Genomic DNA, 23,546 nt, shown 5'->3' with positions numbered 1-23,546 from the left:
GCTCGATGCTGTTGATATCTGCGATGCTCATGTATTGGCATACACTGCGCGTCTCGATTCAACATCCTCATCGCATCAAACAAGATAATCTAATTAGAGCTTAATGTTGGGCTTTAGTTAGCAAAAATTTAAGCATCAAAGCGGATATGCGTAAGACTTTGATGAGACAGAATTGGTGCGGAGTGGTAGTTCAGTTGGTTAGAATACCGGCCTGTCACGCCGGGGGTCGCGGGTTCGAGTCCCGTCCACTCCGCCACTATTTATAGGGGTGTAGCTCCAATTGGCAGAGCAGCGGATTCCAAATCCGCGTGTTGGGGGTTCGAATCCCTCCACCCCTGCCATCTAAAAAGCACCGACATTTGTCGGTGCTTTTTTTTGATCTCAATACTACTGATAAACTAACTGATGGATAGTTTTGGGTGTGTCATCGAAACCGCGTGTTGGGYGCTGGAACGCCAGCCCGGTCGAATCCCTCCACCCCTGCCATCTAAAAAGCAYCGACATTTGTCGGTGCTTTTTTTGACCTCAATATTACCGGTCGAACCCATCTATCTCTGCTACTCAAAAAGCACTGACGCTTGTCGGTGCTTTTGACTGTCTGACAGCGCTAATAGTTTTTGGCGACAAACTGGCTTGGGCCTGCTTCTTCTGGCTGATGACTAAAGCAGAGCTCATAAGTGAAGGCGGTCGTGGTCTGTACCATATCCATATTTGGTTGATAACGAATTTCTACAATAACGCGTTGATAGCCCGCTCCTTCGAATTCATCTAATTGGGGGATGGTCGCCGTGAGGTCTTTTGCTTTTAGCAACCAACCGTGCACGATATCGTCGGGATTGTCACTGAGTTCAATCCCTGGATAGCCTTTTGCCGATCCCCATCCACGATCCGTGCGTACTGCTTGCAATGTAGCGGGATACCAGTCTCCTTGAACATCAGCAAGTAAATAATGATTCCGTTCCCCCGGACACAGGGTGCCATACACAAATAGGTTATTGAGCATGTGGCGTCGCTCCTTGAATGTATATTGTTATTATTGCTTTCACATCCTATCTCTGGGGCTCGATTATCGGCAAGTCATAAAGTGAGATCTTTGCTTGTATTTTAACCGCAAGACGCGCAAAATCGGCGCCCGAACTGATGGCAGGTTATACTCACAGTGGCTGAGTAATCAAAAGTGGTAGACGTGATGAAACGGCGAATTGGTAAAGCGATGGCGTGGGGCACAGCGATTCTAGTGCCGGCCGCTGTGGTGGGTGTAAATGGCTATTTTACCGTGCCAGATAGTACCCAGTTGCATACCGTCTCAGGTATTCATCGGCAATGTGTTGATTATATTCATGCTTCTCCATTGGATGAAGACGGGCATTTTTCATTATTGGTGTGGAATATTTATAAACAGCAACGTCCTCATTGGGAGACGGCGCTGAGTCAATACCGTGACCCTCACCGGTTAATGTTATTGCAAGAAGCCAGTTTTGGTCCTCAGCTTTCTCGCTGGATAAACCAAGCGTCACTTCACTACGATCAGGCTTATGCGTTTGCTATGCAAGATGCTGTGGCTGGGGTGATGAATTTGTCTCAGGTTAATCCTATGCATAGCTGTGCATATATCGCCGTTGAACCTTATCTAAGGCTGCCGAAAAGTGCTTTGTACAGCGAATATCAACTGTCTAATGGTCAGCGACTGGCAGTGGTAAATATTCATAGCATTAACTTTACGTACGCCATGTCAGCGTATAAGAAACAGCTGGCGGCGTTAGAAAAAGTGCTCGCGCAGGTTGAAGGGCCGATTATTCTCGCTGGGGACTTCAATACTTGGTCTCAGCGTCGTTTAGAGGCGGTAAGGGCAATGGTCTCTAGATTATCGCTTCAGGAAATGGCGTTTAGCCCGGATGAGCGGATCACGAAATTTGGCTTGCCGTTGGATCATGTTTTTTATAGAGGGTTAGTGGTGGAAGGCGCAAAAGCGTTGGATAACGGCGCCTCCGATCATACTCCGATGGAGGCGCAGTTGAAGGTGATTAGCTAACGGCAATCATCAGGGCCCATCCCCCAAAGACGGCAAACCAAGGCAGGGTGGCAACCACAATCGCTTTACCTTGTTCAAGCGGCGTCCAGAGGGCCAAGACGGTAATACTGAGCACCCAATACCAAGGAAGAAGAATGGGTAGGCTCGCCGCCCAAGCACTCCAATCTGACGTCATCGGCAATTTTAACAGCCCGTTAAGGCTGTTGAGATCTGCGTGGGCAGGTAGAATGAAACTCGGTGACAACATCATATTGGTATAGCTAGCCAGATCACCCACGATGGCGGGCAGTAGGATAAAGCTGGTTGCTGCAAGCCAATGTCGGTAGCCAAAAGTTGGTGCTTCTTGTTTAGTGGCAAGACGGAACCAAAGTGCCAGCGCGAAGATGACCGCTGCGCGTCCAAACCAGTCTCCTAGCACCTCTGACGCCAATAGGGTCTCACGTTCCAACCATTGCTGGGCATCGCCTTCGGACATAGAGAGTGTTTGAGTTAACACGCGCTGAAGGGTAGCTAGATCAGTGTGGTCGAAGTAGGCGTTCCAAAACGCCATTGAGCTAAAGCACAGTAATAAGTACGCCAGCCACGCCCATGCAGGACGCTGGCTCAATGCGGCAAAGCAGGCACTCGGCCGGATGACAATATCACGCAAGGCGAACAAAGGGTTGGAGGACGCTACCATCATGAGCCGCTACTCCGCGAGATATCAATATGCAGGGTAAGACGCTGACCCGGCTGAATATAGGCGTTCTTGCGTAGCTGATTCCATTTGACCAGATCAGACACGGACACATTGTAACGCTGCGCAATGCTGCTTAGAGAGTCGCCTTGGCGAATCTGATAAGTGATGGTACGAACACGTTTTGCGTTATCGTTTTTATCCCAAACGACCAGCTTTTGCCCAATACTCAAGGTATCTCTAGGGCTCATGCCATTCCACTTTGCCAGTTGCTGGTAGTCAACGTCATAACGGCGAGCAATTGTCCAGAAGCTATCCCCTTTGCGCACAGTATGGGTACGTTTGTAACCGTCGCGTTCAGCGGCTTGTAACGCGGCAAGGCGCTGTGGGGCGCTTAAGGTGTATTGAGATTCGTCTTTCAATGAGACTGGGATCATCAGAGGCTGACCGACGCGAATACGCGTGGTATTCAGTTGGTTAGCGCGCTGTAGTACCTTGACCGTCGTATTGTAGTGGGCGGCAATTTCACTCAGGCTATCGCCCGATTGGACGTAATAACGCTCCACGCGTAGCCCTTGGTTATTATTCTTCGCCAGTTCGGTGTTGAAACGATCGACCTTATCGATAGGAAGTAGCAAATGGGTAGGACCGGAAGGCGCGGTTGCCCAGTGGTTGTAAGCCGGGTTAAGGCTTTGTAACTCTGACACGCTCAGGCCAGCATAGTTGGCTGCCAGAGCTAAATCCATTTGGATGTTGGGTTCAACCAATGCCAATGCGGGTTTGTTCGCGATGGCGGGAACCTCAAGGCCATATTTGTCTTTGTGACGAATGACGTCGCCCAGTGCAATCAGTTTGGGGACGTAGCTGCTGGTTTCTTTGGGTAAATCGAGATGCCAAAAGTCGGTTGGCTTGCCCCGCTTTTCATTATTACGAATCGCACGAGCAACGCGGCCTTCACCGGAATTGTAGGCGGCAATAGCATGAAGCCAATTACCTTCAAACATACCGTTGAGGTATTCCAAGTAGTCCAAGGCAGCATCGGTGGCTTTTGCCACATCACGACGACCGTCATACCACCAATTTTGCTCCAGTCCGAAGCGTTCACCGGTTGCTGGTACAAACTGCCATAAGCCAGCGGCACGACCGTGAGAGTAAGCAAATTGATCAAACGAGCTTTCGACGATAGGTAGCAATGCGATCTCAAGTGGCATATTGCGCGCTTCCACTTTCTCAACAATTAAGTGCAAGAAAGGAGTGGCACGTTCCGCGACGGTGGCAATATGGTTTGGATATTTCAGGTACCAATTGCGGTACTGGCGGATAGCGCTGTTATTAGGGACGGGCAGTGACAGCTGCATGCTGATTCGTTGCCACACATCCTCCTGCATTTGCGGTGAAAGTACCGTTGGTGTCGCTGGGGTCGGTTGTTTCTTGGTCGCGGAAACGGTCGGTGTTGCTTTAACCGGAGTAGCCGCGACTGGGGTCTTTTTTGTTGCGATATCCGTATTCTGAGCATCACCTGTCAGCTGACAGCCGCTCAGCAACAGGGTGCTCAAGATAACAAAACGGTACTTCATTGCATAAAACCTTCGTCCAAAATAGCCGATGATAATAGGGGCTGGCTCTATTGATGACAAGAGACTCAGCTCAAAATTCGTCCTTCCACTGCCGCAGCGCCCTGAATACTTCTAGCTCACTGTCATCAGTGGCTCGGCCACTCACCGCTTGAATCACAGTCGGTTCGCTCGTTCGTAAAAATGGGTTTATGCGCCGTTCGCGCTCAATGGTACTCGGTAGAGTCTGTTTTTGCTGCGCACGCAACCTATTTACTTCTTCTCTATACAAATGTAGCGCATCATTTTCCGGTTCAACGGTTAATGCAAAAGCGACGTTAGCCGCGGTGTATTCATGCGCACAAAAAACCTGAGTTTCGATGGGTAAGGATGCAAGCTTTTTCAATGAGTTAACGGCTTGTTCTGCGGTGCCACCGAGTAAGCGGCCGCATCCTGCTGAAAATAGAGCATCACCGCAGAATAGCTTACCATCGCCGACAAACGCGATATGATCCTCGGTATGGCCTTCTACGCCCACCACCAGAAAACGGTGATCAAACACATCGATCTGGTCACCGTCTTTCACTGCCATCGTAAGCCGAGGGATAGGCTTTACATCGGGACCGATCACCGCAGCACTTGGCGCAAAGCGTACTAAATCTTCAATGCCATTGGTGTGATCCCAGTGATGGTGTGTGATTAAAATGCAGGATAAGGTCAACTCATGTGCCTGAATGTAGTCGATAACTTGATGTGCTTCACCCGGATCGACCACCGCACAACGGTTATCTTCACTAATAATGAGCCATATGTAATTATCGTTAAATGCAGGTATGCTTTTGACACTGAGCATTGGGTTCTCCAGCAATAGAATGAGCCTTGACCATGAAACCAGCGCGCATCGATTATCACTATGATTACCCCTATACGTGGGACCAAGTTGCGTATGGGGATTGGACACGAGCGCAGTTACAAACGCGTTTAGATGAATGCTTGCCTAACCTGTTTGGCTACCATTTACTGAAGCTCGGCGGGCTAAGCTGCGAACTGGTCAGCCAACAGTGTAACATTCAACACCAAGTCTGTGTGGATAAACGTAATCCAATGCGCAACTTAACCGCAGAGCATTATGCGCTTCCCTTCATCGAAAAATCGTTTGATGCGTGCTTACTGGCTCATCAGCTCGACTATAGCGATGATCCTCACCGGCTGCTGCGTGAGGTGGATCGCGTGATGATTGACGATGGATATCTTATTTTATCCGGCGTCAACCCGACCAGCGTGATGGGAATCAAGCGTGTATTGCGGGGACGCGGCCAGCGACTGCCATGGAGTGGACGTATGTTTTCTCCACTGAGGATCCGCGATTGGCTAAGTGTGATGAATTATGAGGTGACCACTGCAACGCACTTTGGTTTGTGGCCAACGAAACAGCCCAAGGCGAGACACGCTTGGGTAGAAAGCAGCTTTGCTGAATTCACGCCCCTGGTCGGCTGCGTCTACTTTATTATCGCTCGTAAACGCAGCTACCCGTTAAAACCCATCAAACCACGCTGGAAACTGAAAAAAGCCGTTGCGCCTTTAGGTGGGGTGGTGCCAAACGGTGGATAAAACGTGCTTATTGAGGCTGATACCCTTCATCAACCAGAGTAGGGTGATTGGCTGCCTCTCGGGCTAATTCATCACAGCGTTCGTTTTCTGGGTGACCAGCGTGGCCTTTTACCCAGTTCCACGTCACCGTATGCTTGGCAGCCGCTACATCGAGTTGCTGCCATAAATCAGCGTTTTTCACAGGCTTTTTATCCGCCGTTTTCCACTGACGTTTTTTCCAGTTATGGATCCATTGTGTGATCCCTTGGCGTACGTATTGGCTGTCTGTGGTAAGCACGACCTCGCATGAAGAGGTAAGAGCGTTCAGTCCGACGATAGCCGCCATGAGCTCCATACGGTTGTTCGTTGTGAGGGTATAACCGGCGCTCAAGTTTTTTTCGTGCTGTTTATAACGCATCACCACACCGTAACCACCGGGACCTGGGTTACCGAGGCATGAACCGTCTGTGAAAATTTCTACCTGCTTGGTCATCTTTGGTACTATCGGATATTAGAATCTGCCAAGTTTGACATAAGTATTGCCATGAAAGCGAATTACGATCGCCTTGTTGTTCTTGATACCGAAACCACAGGTATGAACCGCGAAGGTGGCCCTCATTATCAGGGACACAACATTATCGAAATCGGCGCGGTTGAAATTATCAATCGTAAGCTAACCGGTCGGCACTTTCATGCCTACATTAAACCGACACGTGCGATTGATCCTGAAGCCATTGAGGTACACGGTATCACGGATGCTTTTCTCGCCGACAAACCGACATACGCCGATGTGCATGAGGCATTTGTATCCTTTGTAGAAGGGGCAGAGCTAATTGCCCACAATGCACCCTTTGACGTCGGTTTCATGGACTACGAGTTTAAAAACCTGGGGGTGGCGTTAAAGACGAGCGAGATCTGTTCGATTACCGATACCCTTGCCATGGCGAAGAAAATCTTCCCAGGTAAGCGCAATAACTTGGATATTTTATGTGAGCGCTATGGTATTGATAATTCTCGCCGCACGTTGCACGGGGCATTACTTGATGCCGAGATCTTAGCCGACGTTTACTTACTGATGACGGGCGGGCAAACCAGCTTGTCTTTTAACGCAGGAACTGACACGGACAATGCGAGCCCGATGGCGCCGCGTTCGGTCAAACGTCAGAAACCGCTAAAGATTATCCCCGCGTCCGCCGATGAACTAAGTGCACACGAAGCGCGTTTAGATTTTATTGAGCAAAATGGTAGCTGTCTTTGGCGACAGTAGGAGAGCACATGAAAAAGCGGTGGTGGACTGCCTGTCTTTGTATCCCATTATTGGCGCAAGCCAATGAGCAAGAAATACGTCTGCTGGAAAACCGCTTTCGGGTTGATCCTACCATTGAGCGTGCCGCGTTCGTGATTTACCGAGAAGACCCCAGTGTCCCTGTGGTCCTGGTGCGCCCCGACGGCACTAAGTACTACGCTTGGCGACATCCGGATAAAGTTTCCTGGCACCAAGAATCGGACATGGACATCGTTTCCATTACTGATCCCATGCCCGGTCCGTGGCAAGCGATTGGCCGAGTTAGCCCTGATAACAAAGTAAAAGTGCTGAGCGACCTGCGTATGCAGGTTGATGATCTTCCTCCGCGTTTGTATCAGGGGGAAACGGTGAAATTCACGGCGCGATTAAAACTTGGCGATGAGCCTCTCATCCTGCGCGATTTCATCGAGCGCGTTGATTTGAATGTCACCTTTACCGAGTACGTCGAAGATCCTGAATCGCTCAACCCTGATCAGCGCCCTCAGCCGCGCTCACTCGGGCATTTTAGTGACGATGGGACGGGCTTAGACGAAAAGCCCAACGATGGTATCTTCACCGTCGCACTGCCGGTGAATGTGATGCCCGGTAAATACCGAGCGCGAGTGACGTCAGGCAATGGCATTTTTTTCCGCACCTTAGAGCAAGAAGTACTGGTGTATCCAACGCCATTGATGGCGACGTTTAAACAAAGTCAAATTGATGATGAGCCACACAAGCTGGTTATTCAGGCCGAGGAAGCCAGTATTGAGCCGGGTAGCATATCGGTGCATGCCAAATTCATCGACACGGAAGGGAAGACTACGGTTTACCAAACATCGAACGATGATAAATCCATGACGATGACATTGGACATCCCGTATGCATCCACGCCGGGCCAGTACAAATGGAGCAGTATGCTTTATGCGACGGATTTACTGTCAGGTCGGCCGCTGGTTTTTAGTTTACCTGAGCAGACGTTTGCGGTGACCGATTATGAAGCGCTTGAACAAGCAGAAGCCGAGCGGTTGGCGCGTGAGCGTGAATTGCAAGCGGCAGCAGAAGAGCGGCGCCGTGAGCGAGAGAAAGAAAAGGCCCGCACGACATCTTTGCTGATTATCGGTGTAGGGAATCTATTGATTGTTCTGCTCGTGGCGGCGGTTTGGTTTGTGCTGAAAAAGCGCAAAGCCCGTAAGCTCGCTGAAGCAGCTCAAGAATTGGAAGCGCCGCCACCCGATGAAGACACGCACGAAGAAATGGGCGATGAGTTGGACATGGATAAACCGGATAAAGAATAAAAAAGGGAAGTAAAGAATAAAAAAAGAGAAGGCAATTGCCTTCTCTTTTTATTTGGGCAGCTTAACGAGAATCATTAAGCTGCATCATGCATCTTTCCCACTTTGGTCGATGCAGCAGGAAGCTCTGCAGGATCGAAGTCGTCAACATTGATGGTTTCTAGTCGACCCACTTCGGCGTCACGGAGCAGCTGTGCTTCTTGTTCGCTGATCACGCCCGCATCCAGACCTTTCTGTGCCACTTGATCTAAGAACATAAATGGCAGTTTCTCGCCGATACCGTCACAAACTTTTTTGTGAATCGGCTCTGCAGTGAGAATGTCGTGAAGCGCTTTTTCGATATTCCCAATGGCGTTACCAGGCTCGAAGAATTGTCCTCGGCCAATGCGATCACGTGTTGCACTTGGCGATTGCAAAATCACCGCAAGCTTTCCGTCTAAGCGATCACTTGGTTTGCGGCGACCTTTACCTAATGGGAACACGAGGGCACGTACCAATCCTGCAATCATACGATTTGGGAAGTTGGCAAGGAACTCATCCAGCGCTTGCTCAGTTTGGTACATGGCATCTTGCATACCCCAATGAACCAATGGCAGATCGTCTTTCTGATAGCCCTCATCGGCGTAACGTTTCATGGTTGCAGAGGCAAGATAAAGCTGACTAAGCACATCACCCAGACGCGCAGACAGACGCTCTTTACGCTTCAAATTACCCCCGAGAACCGCCATTGAAACGTCAGCCAGCAGCGCTAATGCCGCACTGTAGCGGTTCATTTGCTGGTAGTAACGGCGTGTTTCGTCTTTACGTGGTGTTTTCGAGAAGCGGCCATCGGTCAGGCCCAGCCACAATGTGCGAGCAAGGTTACTCATCACAAAGCCAACGTGACCAAACAGTGCGCGATCAAAGGCACTTAATGCACGTTGTGAATCGGTATCTTCGCTGGCACGAATTTCATCCAAGACAAATGGATGACAGCGGATCGCCCCTTGACCGAAGATGATCATCGAACGCGTCAAAATGTTCGCACCTTCAACGGTTATTGCGATGGGTGAGCCTTGATAGTTGCGTCCTAAGAAGTTTTTAGGACCAAGGCAGATACCTTTACCGCCCACAACATCCATCGCATCAATCACACCTTGTTGACTACGATGCGTACAGTGATATTTGACGATGGCGGAGATCACCGACGGTTTTTCTCCCAAGTCAATCCCGGTCACGGTCAGGGCACTGGCGGCGTCCATCACGTAAGCATTGCCTGCGATACGCGCTAGAGGCTCTTCAATCCCTTCCATTTTACCGATCGGCAATTTGAACTGACGACGAATACGCGCATAAGCACCGGTTGCCAAGGCTGCTGACTTCAGGCCGCCTGTGGTGTTCGATGGCAGGGTGATACCGCGACCAATCGACAGACATTCCATCAGCATACGCCAACCTTGGCCCGCCATTTTCTGGCCACCAATGATAAAGTCCATTGGAACGAAGACGTCATGTCCCTGTGTCGGTCCATTTTGGAATGGAACGTTCAGAGGGAAGTGACGACGGCCGATATCGACACCTTCTAAATCGGTCGGGATCAGTGCACAGGTAATACCGAGCTCATCTTGATCACCAAGTAGATGGTCAGGATCGCGAAGTTTAAACGCGAGACCGAGTACGGTAGCGACAGGGGCTAGGGTGATGTAGCGTTTGTTCCAGGTGATTTTCATCCCCAGCACTTCTTTGCCTTCCCACATCCCTTTTGTGACTACTCCGTAGTCAGGGATCGAGCCCGCATCGGAGCCTGCCTCTGGGCTGGTTAAGGCAAAGCATGGAATTTCTTTACCCTCAGCAAGGCGCGGTAAGTAGTGGTCTTTTTGCTCTTTGGTGCCGTAGTGCTGCAACAGCTCACCCGGACCGAGGGAGTTAGGGACCCCGACCGTAGATGACAGTACGCCTGACACGCCAGACAGTTTTTGTAACACCAAAGACTGGGCGTAAGCGGAGAACTCGAGGCCACCATATTGTTTTTTGATGATCATGGCGAAGAACTTGTTGTCCTTCAGGTATTGCCATACCTCTGGTGGTAAATCTGCTAGCTCGTGGGTGACTTGATAGTCATCAACCATACGGCAGACTTCATTCACAGGACCATCCAAGAACGCCTGCTCCTCGGCACTTAAACGTGGTGCTGGGATATCATGCAATTTGTTCCAGTCAGGCGTGCCACGGAAAAGATCGGCTTCCCACCATACTGTGCCTGCGTCGATAGCTTCTTTTTCTGTGGCTGACATTTCTGGCATCACAGATTTAAACGCTTTAAACGCTGGCTTACTGATCCAGTTGCGACGGAATGTCGCGATATTAAGTGGCAGTGCGATTACGGCAAAGATCAGCCAAGTGATCTGTCCGACACTACCCAGTAAAGTCCCTACTACTAGTCCCGCAGCCAATACAGCTGTTGAAACCAGCAAATTGGCACGATGGTATGCGAGTACGCCTGCCACAATTAGCATGGCAGCGATAAATAACCCTGTCGCCATCACGTCATCTCCTTCGGTTTAGTTAGCCTCCCCTCAAGTGAGGTAAGAGGTCGTACCACTTAATGTAAGCAAAAATTTAAATATTTGTAAATTGATACGGTGTGATGTGGCTTGCAAGGTGAGAAAATCATCAATCATTCTTCGCCAAAGTTGGAAAGATAGGTTGCCATTTGAACAAACGTGACCTAGCTCGAGACCAACACGCAAGCGGCAGTCGACAGGCACAAAACGATACGGTTACACTGACCTTAAATCCGCTCTCACCCCCCCGGTGCACAGAGTGAGAGCCTGGCCTTTTTCAACGATGGGAACATGCCATGTACCAAGATATTATTCGCGGTGAGCTGTCGGAAGCCGCTACTGTTCTGAATGCCTTTTTAAGTGACGACAAAAACATTCAACAAATTGAAGAAGCTGCCAAGCTATTGGCCGATAGCTTCAAAGCGGGTGGCAAGGTGCTTTCGTGTGGGAACGGTGGCTCGCACTGTGATGCCATGCATTTTGCCGAGGAGTTAACGGGCCGTTATCGTGAAAACCGTCCGGGATATCCTGCGATTGCGATTTCTGATCCAAGCCACCTTTCTTGTGTTTCCAACGACTTTGGCTATGAGTTTGTTTTTTCACGCTATGTTGAAGCCGTCGGCATGAAAGGCGACGTCCTCTTTGGTCTGTCTACCTCAGGAAACTCAGGCAACATTCTTAACGCGATCGATGCGGCGAAAGCGAAAGGCATGAAGTCCATCATGCTGACTGGAAAAGACGGCGGCAAAATGGCTGGTCTTGCGGATATCGAAATTCGTGTCCCTCATTTTGGCTATGCAGATCGTATTCAAGAAGTTCATATTAAGATTATCCATATCCTTATCCAGCTGGTGGAAAAGGAAATGGCGGCATAATGCTCGGAGGTAGATGAAAGAATGTGTGAACTGCTTGGCATGAGTGCCAATGTGCCGACGGATATCTGTTTTAGTTTTACTGGGCTTATTCAGCGCGGTGGAAAAACAGGACCGCATCGAGATGGCTGGGGCATTACCTTTTACGAAGGGAAAGGGTTTCGCACTTTTAAAGATCCCGCCCCAAGCTGCCAATCTAAAGTGGCTGAGCTGGTAACCAGTTATCCGATCAAAAGCTGTGCGGTAGTCAGTCATATTCGTCAGGCTAATCGAGGTGGCGTCAGCCTTGAAAACACGCATCCTTTTACTCGCGAAATTTGGGGACGTTATTGGACGTTTGCCCACAATGGTCAGCTATCTGGGTTTGAAAGCTTAGAAACGGGCCACTTTAAGCCTGTGGGAGAAACCGACAGCGAAAAAGCCTTCTGTTGGCTGCTCAATGAGCTATACAAGCACTACCCACAGCAACCCGATAACATGTGTGAGGTGTTCGACTTTATCGCCTCGCGTTGCGATCGGTTACGTGCACTTGGAGTGTACAACATGCTGTTTAGCGATGGTGACTATGTGATGGCGTATTGCAGTAATAACTTGCACTGGATTACACGGCGGGCCCCGTTTGGTAAAGCGAGCTTGATCGATCAGGAAATGACGGTTGATTTTCATGAGGAGACTACGCCCAATGATGTCGTCACTGTGATCGCGACTCAGCCGCTAACCAATAATGAAAACTGGCACAAAATGGCAGAAGGGGAGTACTGCGTCTTCCATTTTGGTGAAGTGTATTGCACCAATCAAGATCAGTATGCAACGACCTGATTGCGGTTTTGCCAGCATAGAAAAGGCGCCATCAGGCGCCTTTTTTGATCAGGGCGAATCACACTAGGCTTTTAGGTCGTCATATTCATCAGCGGCATAGCCAGCAGGGCCCAACGGCGCGCCGTCGAGCCAAGCTTGGCCAGCTTCCATGCGTAAGCGCTCTTCGACAAACCAGCGAACAACCAAAGGATAAATCTGGTGCTCTTGTTGTTGCACCCGGGCGGCAACGGTATTGGCGTCGTCGTCTGCAAAGATGGGGACACGTGCTTGTAAAATCACCGGGCCACCATCCAGTTCTTCTGTGACAAAATGCACTGAGGTGCCATGCTCGGTATCACCCGCCTCAATCGCGCGCTGGTGGGTATGTAAGCCCGTGTATTTGGGGAGCAACGACGGATGAATATTCAGCATTCGTCCTTGGTAGTGCTCGACAAAGGCTGGGGTGAGTATACGCATAAAGCCGGCGAGAACGACCAAGTCAGGAGCGAACGCATCAATGGCGGTTGCCAACGCATGATCGTAAGCGTCGCGAGTGTCATAGCGCGAGTTTTCGAGCACGCGAGTCTCGATCCCAGCATTATCCGCGCGGGTTAGGCCGTAGGCATCTGGCTTGTTTGCAATCACGCCAACAATTTTTGCGTTTTGCGGGCACTTATCGATTAAGGCCTGAAGATTACTGCCACTTCCCGAGATCAACACCACGATGCGTTTTGTCATTACACCAACTCCACTTGCGCTTCGCCGTCAGCACTTGTTGCAATATGGCCCAACTGCCAAGCGGTTTCCCCTGACTCATTAAGCAGTGCAATCGCTTGTTCGGCATGTGCTTGTGGTAGCGCGATGACTAAGCCGACGCCACAGTTAAAGGTGCGCAGCATTTCATAGTCACTGACATTGCCTTGTGCCTGCAACCAGTTAAAAATGGCTGGCCATTGCCAGCTATTTCTATCAATAACGGCTTTTGTACCTTGAGGCAATACGCGGGGAATGTTTTCCCAGAAGCCGCCACCGGTGATATGAGAAATGGCGTGGGCAGGGTATTGCTCAAGTAAAGTGAGTACTGACTTCACGTAGATGCGAGTCGGTGCTAGCAAGTGCTCAACCAAAGGTTTGCCTTCGAGTGGCATGGTTAAATCAGCCTCGCTAACTTCCAAGATCTTACGGATCAGAGAGTAGCCGTTTGAGTGAGGACCGCTAGAAGCCAGACCAATCAGAGCATCGCCTTCACCGACCTTACTGCCATCAATTAATGCGGATTTTTCCGCGACCCCGACACAAAACCCAGCGACATCATAATCATCCCCTGAGTACATGCCCGGCATTTCAGCGGTTTCGCCACCGATCAGGGCACAACCGGCTTGTTGGCATCCATGCGCAATCCCTGTGACCACATCGGCCGCTGTCTCGACATCTAATTTTCCGGTCGCGTAGTAGTCGAGGAAAAAGAGTGGTTCAGCCCCTTGAACAATCAGATCGTTCACACACATAGCGACCAAATCAATGCCGATCGTATCGTGCTTATTGGCATCAAGCGCTAAACGTAATTTGGTTCCTACCCCATCAGTGCCGGAAACCAGCACGGGTTCTTTATACTTGGTCGGTAACTGACACAGGGCACCAAACCCACCCAAGCCGCCCATTACTTCAGGACGGTGAGTTTGTTTGACGACGCCTTTGATACGGTCGACTAGGGCGTTACCCGCATCAATATCGACACCTGCATCCTTGTAGCTAAGAGATGATTGTTTACCGCTCACTGCAATTCCTCGCCGGAGTTGGAAGTCAAAAGTCGGCGCTATTCTATCAGTAGATAATTAGAAAGGAAAACGTTTGCGTCAGCTGTTTGATGAGGAAATAAGCGAGATGTCAAGCCTTTGATCTACGCTAGCAAAACCCTTTCGTGTATACTACCGAGAATTTGTTTTTTGTAAGGAGTCTAAGATGAAGGTCGTGGAAGTCGGGCACCCGTTAGTGAAGCATAAAATTGGATTGATGCGTGAGCGGGATATTAGCACTAAGCGATTTCGTGAGCTTGCCACTGAAGTGGGTAGCCTACTGACATACGAAGCCACTTCAGACTTCGAAACAGAAAAAGTGACCATCGAAGGTTGGGACGGCCCAGTCAGCGTTGATCAAATCAAAGGTAAAAAAGTCACCGTGGTGCCTATTTTGCGTGCAGGGCTCGGTATGATGGACGGTGTGCTAGAGCATGTACCAAGTGCCCGTATCAGTGTGGTCGGCATTTACCGTGATGAAGAAACGCTAGAGCCTGTACCGTATTTCCACAAGTTGGCGAGCAATATCGACGAGCGCATGGCGCTGGTGGTCGATCCTATGCTGGCAACGGGTGGTTCGATGATTGCCACTATCGATTTGCTCAAAGAGCAAGGTTGTCAGCACATCAAAGTATTGGTGTTAGTCTCTGCTCCTGAGGGTATTGAAGCTTTGAAAAAAGCGCATCCGGATGTCGAGCTCTATACTGCTGCTATCGATGAAAAGCTGAATGACAAAGGCTACATCGTCCCTGGCCTAGGTGATGCCGGCGATAAAATCTTCGGCACCAAGTAATCGTCATCATCGCCAGATTATGGCGTAATCACGGATCAAAAAGCCCGCTTAGTATCGCGGGCTTTTTTAGTCTAAATGTTCCGTCTTATAAAGACAGGCCTATTTTATCGAGGTAAGCACGTACTTGCGCTTCGATCCCCTCACCATCTAATTGCAGTTCAGCATGCAATTCTTGTTGAGTGCCTTGTGGAATAAAGCGATCGGGCAAGCCAATTTGCAATACCGGCTTGATGACACCTTGCGTCATCAAGCTTTCAATCACACCGGTTCCCGCTCCGCCAGCGGTGGCGTTTTCTTCAATAGTGACGAGGCAATCATGCGTTTTCGCCATTTCTGCCACTAAATCGGTATCCAGAGGTTTGGCAAAGCGCATATCTACCACGGTTGCATCAAGCGCTTCTGCTGCCGCGAGGGCGCCGGGCAGCAGAGTACCAAAGTTAAGTAGCGCAACGCGCTTACCTTGGCGTTTTTGCACGCCTTTACCGATAGGGAGTGCATGCATATCGCGTTCAATATCAACGCCCATGCCTCCCCCGCGCGGGTAGCGAACCGCGGCCGGGCCCTGATGAATATGACCGGTATAGAGCATTTGACGGCATTCGTTCTCGTCGCTTGGCGTCATCACCACTAGATTCGGGATGCATCTTAGGTAGCTTAAATCAAATGCCCCTTGGTGCGTTTGGCCGTCGGCGCCCACGATGCCACCGCGGTCGATCGCGAATAATACCGGCAAGTTCATAATGGCGACATCATGGATCAGCTGATCGTACGCACGCTGTAAGAAGGTGGAGTAGATAGCCACCACAGGGTTGTACTCACCAATCGCCATACCTGCCGCTAGAGTGACGGCATGTTGTTCGGCAATCGCAACATCGAAGTATTTGTCAGGATGCGCCTTGGAAAAGCGCACCATACCAGAGCCTTCGCGCATCGCCGGGGTAATGGCTAGCAGTTTGTCGTCTTGCTCGGCCATATCACACAACCAGTCACCAAAGACATTGGAAAATGTCGGGCTGGCCGGTTTTGATTTCGGTAGGGTATGTACGCTTGGATCGAATTTAGGAACGGCGTGATAACCAATCGGATCTTTCTCCGCAGGCGCGTAGCCTTTGCCTTTTTTCGTCATCACGTGCAAGAACTGCGGCCCTTTCAGGTTACGCATGTTCTTTAGCGTTTTAACCAGCTCTTCCACGTCATGACCATCGATTGGGCCGATATAGTTAAAGCCGAGCTCCTCAAACATGGTCCCCGGCACAACCATCCCCTTGAGGTGCTCTTCAGCGCGACGGACCAGCTCTTTAATTGGTGGTGCGCCCGAGAGGACTTTTTTGCCCCCTTCTCGGATGGTGGTATACAAATTACCAGAAAGAAGCTGCGCCAGATGATTGTTGAGGGCACCAACATTCTCTGAAATCGACATTTCGTTGTCGTTGAGGATCACCAGCATGTCGGGTTTCACGTCCCCAGCATGGTTCATCGCCTCAAATGCCATCCCTGCGGTGATGGCTCCGTCTCCAATCACACTAACGACTTTGCGGTTTTTCCCTTCTTTTTCGGCACAAATAGCCATTCCCAATGCGGCGCTAATTGATGTGGAGGAGTGGCCTACAGACAACACATCGTAGGGGCTTTCATCGCGCCACGGGAAGGGATGCAATCCGCCCTTTTTGCGAATCGTCGGCATTTTTTCGCGCCGACCCGTCAAAATTTTATGTGGGTAGGCTTGGTGACCGACATCCCAAACAAGGTGATCAAAAGGGGTGTTATAGACATAGTGGAGTGCGACAGTCAGCTCGACAGTGCCAAGTCCAGACGCAAAATGACCACTTGAGTGGCTGACCGTATTAAGTAAGTAGGTACGCAGCTCATCACACAGTTCAGGAAGGTGATCACGCGGAATGGTGCGTAACTCTTCCGGCGTATCAGCCAACGCGAGTGTAGGGTACTTTGATATATCCAGTGTCATAGTGGTTCGGCGCTTTTATTGGTAATGCTAGTTGTTGCGCTCGATGATATATCGGGCAAAAACTTCCAGTTGTTCGGTATTGTAGGGGATCGCATGCAGCGCGTGTAGTGCTTCTTGGTAAAGTTGCTGTGCTTTTTCTTGCGCGCCCTGTAAACCGAGTAGCGCAGGGTAGGTGCTTTTATCCGCGCTCATGTCCGATCCCTGCGGTTTCCCCAATGTTTGGGTATCGCTTGTGATATCTAAAATGTCATCTTGCACTTGAAACGCGAGGCCAATGGCGTTGGCAAAGGTATCTAGCTCGTCAAGGTGTATTACCCCTTTCTCGCCGGCGGCATAAGCCCCCAGTCTTACCGCGCCTCGAATTAATGCCCCCGTTTTGTTACGGTGGATTTGTTTTAACGCCTCTAACCCGACGTGTTGGCCCTCAGCAGCGAGATCGAGCGCTTGACCCAGGCACATTCCACTGGCGCCACTGGCGTTTGCAAGCGTTCTGATCATGTCGATACGGTAAGACTCAGCGTTTGGATTGAGTGACCCTTCGGATAACACCGTAAACGCCAAAGTTTGCAAGGCATCCCCGGCGAGAATGGCGGTCGCTTCATCAAACTCGATATGGCAGGTAGGTTGACCTCGTCGCAGACTATCATCATCCATGGCGGGCAAATCATCGTGGATCAGAGAGTACGCGTGAATGCACTCTACCGCCACAGCGGGCGTGTCCAAGTCAGTGATAGGCACGCCAAACAATTGTCCGGTAGCATAGGTCAAGAAAGGACGAACGCGTTTGCCACCGAGCAGTAAGCCGTGGCGCATTGCTTTAATAAGCGGTAAATCTTGGTGAGAGAGTGTGTCTAGCCAACGCGATAGCTGTTGGTTGCTGCGGTGTTGAGTCTCCCGCAGCGCGAGCTGTACAACGGAATCAGTCATTGTCGTCGTGCGAAAATTCAGTCAGTGGCGCGTCATCATCTTGAGAAAGCAGAATCTCAACGCGCTGTTCGGCATCTGCTAAGGTTTTTTGTCCTTGGCGCGCAAGCGCAATACCACGCTCAAAGCGCTTCATTGCCGTATCAAGGGCGAGATCGCCAGTCTCTAAAGCGCCGACGATCGCATCCAACTCTTTGAGGGTGTCCTCAAAGGTCATATTTTCTGGTTTCTTCACAGCCATGATGCAATAAAATTAGAGAAGGAGGGGCAGACGTTAACCCAGTGCTGACAGGGGGTCAAATTCATCAGACGATTTTTGTGTCCCAAACGCCGCTTTGTAAATCACGCATTCTGCTTGTTGGTATTTGCGGATTTGCGCTAAACCTATAGGATTGGTTGCCGATACAACCAAAGACAACAAAAACAAATAATAACGAACCGATGTAATCTAAGGGAGACTGACGTGGATATAGCGACGCTCATCGGCATTATAGGCTCGTTCGCATTCGTCATTATGGCCATGCTGTTGGGCGGCACCATGAACATGTATTTCGACGTGCCGTCCGTACTGATTGTTATCGGGGGCAGTCTTTTCGTGGTGTTGACCAAATACACCATGGGGCAGTTCTTTGCTTGCTTTAAGATTGCAGGCAAGGCGTTCATGTTTAAGTCGGATGACCCGGAAGACTTGATTGCAAAGATTATTGAAATGGCAGATGCCGCCCGTAAAGGCGGCTTTTTGGCGTTGGAAGAGATGGAAGTTAGTAACTCGTTTATGCAAAAAGGGGTTGATTTGCTGGTGGATGGGCATGATGCGGATGTGGTGCGGGCCACTTTGCAAAAAGACATCAACCTAACCGAAGAGCGGCATGACCACGGGATCAGTTTTTACGCGGCGTTAGCCGATGTTGCTCCGGCAATGGGGATGATCGGGACCTTGATTGGTCTGGTGGCGATGCTCTCTAATATGGATGACCCGAAAGCCATAGGTCCTGCGATGGCCGTGGCCTTGTTGACCACTATGTACGGCGCCATGCTCGCCAACATGGTCGCAACACCTATCGCTAACAAGCTCGCGTTGCGTAAAGGGCAAGAAAAACTGAATCGGCGCTTAATTATGGATGGCTTATTGGCCATTCAGGATGGGCAAAACCCACGTGTTATCGACGGATTTTTGAAAAACTACCTCAACGAGAGCAAACGTGAAGTGGATGTTGATAATTAAGCATTGGCCGCTCACGCCAGTGATCCGTGGGTAAGGAGTCTAGATGGCACAACAAGAAGAAGAGGAATGCAAATGTCCACCGCCCGGCTTGCCGCCGTGGATGGGGACGTTCGCTGACCTGATGTCACTGCTGATGTGCTTTTTCGTACTTTTGCTGTCCTTTTCTGAGATGGACGTTTTGAAGTTTAAGCAGATAGCAGGGTCGATGAAGTTTGCCTTCGGGGTACAAAATGTTTTGGAAGTCAAAGACATTCCCAAAGGCACCAGTGTGATTGCGCAAGAGTTCCGTCCCGGGCGACCAGAGCCGACTCCTATTGAAGTGATCATGCAGCAAACCATCGATATGACCCAACGAACACTCAATTTCCAAGAAGGGGAGTCGGACCGTTCAGGAGGCTCACAACGCACTGCGTCGGATATGGAGGGAGGCACCAGTGCACAGGTTGCTTCTCAACTGGAGCAGCAACAAAGTCAGCAGCAAATGGAACAGTTGCAAAAAATGATTGTGCAGGCGCTAGAACGTGAAATCGAAGAAGGGGCCGTTGAAGTTGAAAACTTGGGTCAACAACTGGTGATCCGTATTCGTGAGAAAGGCGCGTTTCCGCAGAACTCAGCCTTTTTGCAACCCAAATTCCGCCCCATGGTACGTCAAATTGCGGAACTGGTGAAAGATGTGCCCGGTGAAATCAAAGTGTCAGGCCACACGGACAGCACACCTTTGGAATCGGAGCTATACCGCTCCAACTGGGATTTATCCGCGCAGCGTGCGGTATCGGTGGCACAAGAAATGGAAGAGGTGCCCGGCTTCAACCACTTGCGTATGAAAGTGGAAGGGCTGGCGGATACTCAGCCGCGAGCGCCGAATAACTCGCCAGATAACCGCGCGGCCAATCGCCGTGTGGAAATTGCTGTGATCCAAGGAAAACCCAGTTTCTCGGATGAAATATCGGCCGACAACGCGGCTGCACCTACCCCATAAGCCAGATTCAGCTGGATTCTGACCGTAATGGACTGATTAAAAACGTTTATTACGGTCAGATTTTTCACTTTTGCTCAGACACAACAATGCCCGGTTTCAGCTAGGGCGTGGTTATTGTATAATCCGCGACCTTGTTTCCAGCTGTATCGAACCGGTTATGAAGTTTATCGTTAAAATACACCCTGAGGTGATCGTCAAAAGTGAGTCTGTCAGAAAGCGTTTTACAAAAATCCTCGAATGCAATATTCGTAATATTTTAAAGCGCCGGACAGATAATACGGCAGTATATAACCGTAGGGATCACATTGAGGTGACGTTAAAACAACCAAACGAGCGTCAGCTTGTACTGGATGTGTTAACCAACACACCTGGCGTGCAGACGGTGCTTGAGGTTGAGCAAACATTATTTAATGATTTACACCATATCTATGAGCTCACCCTTGCGGGCGTTCGTCATCAAATCGAAGGCAAAACCTTTTGCGTGCGCGCTAAACGCCGCGGAAAGCATGACTTTACCTCGATTGATGTGGAACGCTACGTGGGGGGAGGATTAAACCAAGCCGTTCCGAGCGCCAGCGTACAGCTGAAAAAGCCTGATGTCACCGTAATGATGGAAGTGGACCACGATAAGCTGAACTTGGTGAAGCACCGGCACACCGGCTTGGGTGGCTTCCCTCTCGGCACGCAAGAAGATGTGCTGAGCCTGATCTCCGGAGGATTCGACTCAGGGGTGTCTAGCTACCTGCATATTAAGCGCGGTAGCAAGGTTCATTATTGCTTCTTCAACTTAGGCGGCAAAACCCATGAAACGGGTGTGCAGCAGGTATCGCACTTCTTGTGGAACAAGTTTGGCTCGTCGGCGAAAGTGAAATTTATTTCTATCGACTTTGAGCCGGTTGTCGCCAGTATCCTCGAAAACATCGATGATGGTCAGATGGGAGTCGTGCTAAAGCGGATGTTTATGCGTACGGCGAGCATGGTTGCCGAGCGTTTCGGTATTCAAGCTCTGGTCACCGGCGAAGCATTGGGACAAGTATCGAGCCAAACCCTGACCAATTTACGTATGATTGATAACGTGACGGACACGTTAATCTTGCGTCCGCTGATCAACTGGGATAAAGAAGACATAATCCAGACAGCCCGTAAAATCGGCACTGAAGACTTCGCTAAAACCATGCCTGAATTCTGTGGTGTGATTTCAAAAAGCCCGACGATTAAAGCCGAGAAAGCCAAACTTGAGGCCGAGGAAGCGAAATTTGACTTCGCGTTACTGGAGCAAGTGGTTAACAATGCCTCGGTGATGGATATTCGCGATATCGAGAAACTCAGTCAGGAAAAGGTCCCCGAGGTTGAACTGGTTAACGAGGCCGAGCAAGGCGCGATTGTCATTGATATTCGCAGCAGTGATGACGAAGAGGAAAAGCCACTGAACATCGACGGCACTGACGTTGTTCATATTCCTTTCTTTAAATTAGCGACCCGCTTTGGCGACCTAGACCAAAGCAAAACCTACTTGCTGTACTGTGAGCGTGGTGTGATGAGCCGCCTTCAAGCGCTGTATCTAAAAGATATGGGCTTTGAAAATGTCAAAGTCTATCGCGGCTAATCGCGAAAAAAGCTCGATTTAAGCAAAGAAAAACAGGCAGCCTCGCTGCCTGTTTTTTATTCGGCGAATTTTTTCTCGTACTGCAAGTTTGGGAGGGGGACCATAGGTTCGGCAACCTGCCAAGCCAGAGCTTTCCCTGCCAAGACGTGAACAATCTCAATGGCAAATTCGAGCGCAGAGCCCGGGCCTTGGCTGGTGATCAACTTGTGATCATAATCAGTCATCACACGGCGACGACTGCGCCATTGCTCTGGGATCTGATCGCTGACACTGGGGTGGCAACTGATATGAGAGGTGGGGTAAAGCTGGTGGCGCTGCAAGACAAGCGCGGGAGCCGCGCAGATAGCCGCGACCCATGCATGGTCACTTTGCTGTTGTTTGATAATTTCTGTCACGATCGCGCTATCGCCTAAACACTGCGCCCCGTCAATGCCCCCGGGTAAAATGACGCAATCAAACGGCTGGTCGGCCACACTCGCCAAAGGTGCATCGCACACTAATTGTACGCCACGAGAACAGGTCAAAGTGAGTGAACCTTCAGGGTCGGCGCTGGCAACGGTGACACAAAAACCAGCCCGCTTCATCACATCAATGGCGGTGACGGTTTCCATTTCCTCGCTGCCGGGTGCCACGCATACTAAGACGTTAATCGGTTTCATGATTATCCTTTTTGTACCTCACGTTGCTTTACGGCATCATACAGCGCCTGATGAGTAGGCACCTTAATCTGATGATGTGCCGCTCGAGCCAGTAAATAGCCTGTGATCTGTTCAAGCTCTGTCTTTCTGCCATGATAGCAGTCGCGATTCATTGATGAGTAGTTATTTGCGGTGGCGCGTGCCACTGTCAGTGCTTGTGTTTTTAGCTGTTCGGCATGGGTAGCGATTCCGTCAGCCTGCATTACACGGGCAAGTTCTTGGCAAAGTAACTGGATGGTGTCTTGGTAGTCGGCAGATAACAATGCTCCGTTATTCACTTGATGAATCGCGGTGAGTGGATTGATCACACAATTAACCGCCAGCTTATGCCATAGCTGATGGATAATCGCTTCGTGCCAGTGCACTGGCGATAAGGCATGATCTAACACTTCGGCGACAAAGGCACACTGCTGACCTGCCTGATTTGCCGCGCCGATGTAAGTCTCTCCGTGGCCGGTATGCTGATAGCTCCCTTGAGAGGGGCTAAAGACGCCGTGTGACGTGGTGGCGAGCAATAAAGGTTGCGACGGGCTCACTAGCGTGTTGATTTGCGCATGCGGTCCCATCCCATTGTGCATTAAGACGATGATTGTATCGGGATGAAGCTGCTCGATGAGAGGTTGCAAGGCATGCATGACGTCATAAGCCTTGGTACACACCATTAATAGATCGCAATCGGTAATGGCTTGTGGCTGGTTAGCGGGGACCGTTACGGTATGGCTGTCGAGTACCAATTGCCGACACACTTCCGTGCCTTTGCGGGTGATCACCTGCACGCGATGACCGGCTTGCACTAATTGGGTTGCCCACAAAGTACCAATTGCGCCTGCACCGATAAAAGTTATGTTCATGACAAGCTCAGAGCGGTTAAAAGTGCATAGTTTATCACGAGGCAGGAGCAAGACAGAGAAACAAGTT

General features: G+C 50.2%; 23 protein-coding genes and 2 tRNA genes. 12 read left to right on the top strand and 13 right to left on the bottom strand.

Translation table 11 applies throughout. The features are described 5' to 3' along the window. The first annotated feature begins 179 nt into the window (after window positions 1-179). Window positions 180-256, top strand: a tRNA-Asp gene (locus BZG84_RS04790). A gap of 8 nt (window positions 257-264) precedes the next feature. Next, window positions 265-341: transfer RNA gene (locus tag BZG84_RS04785), tRNA-Trp, on the top strand. A 266-nt stretch (window positions 342-607) separates the two neighbouring features. On the opposite strand, the gene BZG84_RS04780 is transcribed toward BZG84_RS04785, so the two are convergent. Continuing rightward, the gene (locus BZG84_RS04780) at window positions 608-1,003 is read right to left on the bottom strand and encodes a gamma-glutamylcyclotransferase family protein (protein WP_069587470.1); all 396 of its coding nucleotides are present in this window, start codon (window positions 1,001-1,003) and stop codon (window positions 608-610) included. 186 nt (window positions 1,004-1,189) lie between these two features. Between BZG84_RS04780 and BZG84_RS04775 the strand changes: the two genes are divergently transcribed. Beyond that, on the top strand, window positions 1,190-2,032 hold the full coding sequence (locus tag BZG84_RS04775; RefSeq protein WP_077479439.1) for an endonuclease/exonuclease/phosphatase family protein: 843 nt from the start codon (window positions 1,190-1,192) through the stop codon (window positions 2,030-2,032). On the opposite strand, the gene BZG84_RS04770 is transcribed toward BZG84_RS04775, so the two are convergent. From BZG84_RS04770 to gloB, 3 genes are all read right to left on the bottom strand, one after another. Beyond that, entirely contained in the window at window positions 2,025-2,714 is a 690-nt protein-coding gene (locus BZG84_RS04770; protein ID WP_077479438.1) for a YIP1 family protein, read from the bottom strand. The two genes, BZG84_RS04775 and BZG84_RS04770, sit on opposite strands and share 8 nt — an antisense overlap. Beyond that, window positions 2,711-4,285, bottom strand: coding sequence for a lytic transglycosylase (locus BZG84_RS04765; RefSeq protein WP_077479437.1), 1,575 nt, complete (start codon window positions 4,283-4,285; stop codon window positions 2,711-2,713). Before BZG84_RS04765 ends, BZG84_RS04770 begins: the two co-directional genes overlap by 4 nt. A 70-nt stretch (window positions 4,286-4,355) precedes the next feature. Next, window positions 4,356-5,114 (bottom strand): hydroxyacylglutathione hydrolase, encoded by a 759-nt coding sequence (gene gloB, locus BZG84_RS04760; RefSeq protein ID WP_069587468.1) that lies wholly within the window; start codon window positions 5,112-5,114, stop codon window positions 4,356-4,358. A gap of 32 nt (window positions 5,115-5,146) precedes the next feature. Between gloB and BZG84_RS04755 the strand changes: the two genes are divergently transcribed. Next, a complete protein-coding gene (locus tag BZG84_RS04755) occupies window positions 5,147-5,872 on the top strand; it encodes a methyltransferase domain-containing protein (RefSeq protein ID WP_077479436.1) in 726 nt (241 codons plus the stop codon). A 7-nt stretch (window positions 5,873-5,879) separates the two neighbouring features. On the opposite strand, the gene rnhA is transcribed toward BZG84_RS04755, so the two are convergent. Continuing rightward, complete coding sequence (gene rnhA / locus BZG84_RS04750) at window positions 5,880-6,344, bottom strand: ribonuclease HI (protein WP_077479435.1); 465 nt, start codon at window positions 6,342-6,344, stop codon at window positions 5,880-5,882. Window positions 6,345-6,395: 51 nt separating this feature from the next. On the opposite strand from rnhA, the gene dnaQ reads away from it, so the two are divergent. Both dnaQ and BZG84_RS04740 read left to right on the top strand, forming a co-directional pair. Next, complete coding sequence (gene dnaQ, locus BZG84_RS04745) at window positions 6,396-7,118, top strand: DNA polymerase III subunit epsilon (RefSeq protein WP_162274220.1); 723 nt, start codon at window positions 6,396-6,398, stop codon at window positions 7,116-7,118. Window positions 7,119-7,126: 8 nt separating this feature from the next. After that, entirely contained in the window at window positions 7,127-8,431 is a 1,305-nt protein-coding gene (locus BZG84_RS04740) for a TIGR03503 family protein (RefSeq protein ID WP_077479433.1), read from the top strand. A 74-nt stretch (window positions 8,432-8,505) separates the two neighbouring features. Here BZG84_RS04740 and fadE read toward each other — a convergent pair whose 3' ends face one another. Beyond that, window positions 8,506-10,950 (bottom strand): acyl-CoA dehydrogenase FadE, encoded by a 2,445-nt coding sequence (gene fadE / locus BZG84_RS04735; RefSeq protein WP_077678005.1) that lies wholly within the window; start codon window positions 10,948-10,950, stop codon window positions 8,506-8,508. A gap of 317 nt (window positions 10,951-11,267) precedes the next feature. On the opposite strand from fadE, the gene lpcA reads away from it, so the two are divergent. Together lpcA and BZG84_RS04725 are read left to right on the top strand one after the other, a co-directional pair. Continuing rightward, window positions 11,268-11,846 carry a D-sedoheptulose 7-phosphate isomerase gene (gene lpcA / locus BZG84_RS04730; RefSeq protein WP_069587462.1) on the top strand — a complete coding sequence of 193 codons (579 nt, stop codon included), beginning with the start codon at window positions 11,268-11,270 and terminating at the stop codon, window positions 11,844-11,846. Window positions 11,847-11,867: 21 nt separating this feature from the next. After that, window positions 11,868-12,662 (top strand): class II glutamine amidotransferase, encoded by a 795-nt coding sequence (locus BZG84_RS04725; RefSeq protein WP_077455557.1) that lies wholly within the window; start codon window positions 11,868-11,870, stop codon window positions 12,660-12,662. Window positions 12,663-12,725: 63 nt separating this feature from the next. On the opposite strand, the gene purN is transcribed toward BZG84_RS04725, so the two are convergent. Beyond that, window positions 12,726-13,379 (bottom strand): phosphoribosylglycinamide formyltransferase, encoded by a 654-nt coding sequence (gene purN, locus BZG84_RS04720; protein WP_077678004.1) that lies wholly within the window; start codon window positions 13,377-13,379, stop codon window positions 12,726-12,728. Beyond that, on the bottom strand, window positions 13,379-14,419 hold the full coding sequence (purM, locus tag BZG84_RS04715) for a phosphoribosylformylglycinamidine cyclo-ligase (RefSeq protein ID WP_077479430.1): 1,041 nt from the start codon (window positions 14,417-14,419) through the stop codon (window positions 13,379-13,381). The genes purN and purM overlap by 1 nt, the downstream gene beginning before the upstream one ends. Before the next feature lie 184 nt (window positions 14,420-14,603). On the opposite strand from purM, the gene upp reads away from it, so the two are divergent. Further along, the gene (gene upp, locus BZG84_RS04710) at window positions 14,604-15,230 is read left to right on the top strand and encodes a uracil phosphoribosyltransferase (RefSeq protein WP_069587458.1); all 627 of its coding nucleotides are present in this window, start codon (window positions 14,604-14,606) and stop codon (window positions 15,228-15,230) included. 85 nt (window positions 15,231-15,315) lie between these two features. Here upp and dxs read toward each other — a convergent pair whose 3' ends face one another. The 3 genes from dxs to xseB are packed head-to-tail and all read right to left on the bottom strand — an operon-like array spanning window position 15,316 to window position 18,361. After that, window positions 15,316-17,196, bottom strand: coding sequence for a 1-deoxy-D-xylulose-5-phosphate synthase (gene dxs, locus BZG84_RS04705; RefSeq protein WP_077678003.1), 1,881 nt, complete (start codon window positions 17,194-17,196; stop codon window positions 15,316-15,318). A gap of 27 nt (window positions 17,197-17,223) precedes the next feature. Further along, window positions 17,224-18,123, bottom strand: a complete 900-nt coding sequence (ispA, locus tag BZG84_RS04700) for a (2E,6E)-farnesyl diphosphate synthase (protein ID WP_077479428.1) — start codon at window positions 18,121-18,123, stop codon at window positions 17,224-17,226. Continuing rightward, a complete protein-coding gene (xseB, locus tag BZG84_RS04695) occupies window positions 18,116-18,361 on the bottom strand; it encodes an exodeoxyribonuclease VII small subunit (protein WP_069587455.1) in 246 nt (81 codons plus the stop codon). The genes ispA and xseB overlap by 8 nt, the downstream gene beginning before the upstream one ends. Window positions 18,362-18,583: 222 nt before the next feature. Between xseB and pomA the strand changes: the two genes are divergently transcribed. The 3 genes from pomA (at window position 18,584) to thiI (ending at window position 21,930) form a co-directional block, all read left to right on the top strand. Then, a complete protein-coding gene (gene pomA, locus BZG84_RS04690) occupies window positions 18,584-19,345 on the top strand; it encodes a flagellar motor protein PomA (RefSeq protein ID WP_077479427.1) in 762 nt (253 codons plus the stop codon). A 43-nt stretch (window positions 19,346-19,388) separates the two neighbouring features. Beyond that, window positions 19,389-20,324, top strand: coding sequence for a flagellar motor protein MotB (locus BZG84_RS04685; RefSeq protein ID WP_077661866.1), 936 nt, complete (start codon window positions 19,389-19,391; stop codon window positions 20,322-20,324). 157 nt (window positions 20,325-20,481) lie between these two features. Then, a complete protein-coding gene (gene thiI / locus BZG84_RS04680; protein WP_077479425.1) occupies window positions 20,482-21,930 on the top strand; it encodes a tRNA uracil 4-sulfurtransferase ThiI in 1,449 nt (482 codons plus the stop codon). Window positions 21,931-21,986: 56 nt separating this feature from the next. On the opposite strand, the gene BZG84_RS04675 is transcribed toward thiI, so the two are convergent. Both BZG84_RS04675 and BZG84_RS04670 read right to left on the bottom strand, forming a co-directional pair. Beyond that, complete coding sequence (locus BZG84_RS04675) at window positions 21,987-22,589, bottom strand: DJ-1 family glyoxalase III (protein WP_077479424.1); 603 nt, start codon at window positions 22,587-22,589, stop codon at window positions 21,987-21,989. Between the two features lie 2 nt (window positions 22,590-22,591). Continuing rightward, on the bottom strand, window positions 22,592-23,479 hold the full coding sequence (locus BZG84_RS04670; RefSeq protein WP_077678002.1) for a 2-dehydropantoate 2-reductase: 888 nt from the start codon (window positions 23,477-23,479) through the stop codon (window positions 22,592-22,594). Window positions 23,480-23,546 lie beyond the last annotated feature (67 nt).

This window comes from Salinivibrio sp. PR932, from assembly GCF_001996125.1.
Taxonomy (GTDB): Bacteria; Pseudomonadota; Gammaproteobacteria; order Enterobacterales; family Vibrionaceae; genus Salinivibrio; species Salinivibrio proteolyticus.
Note: the sequence above shows the minus strand (reverse complement) of the source record. Positions and strands in the feature narration are given on the sequence as shown.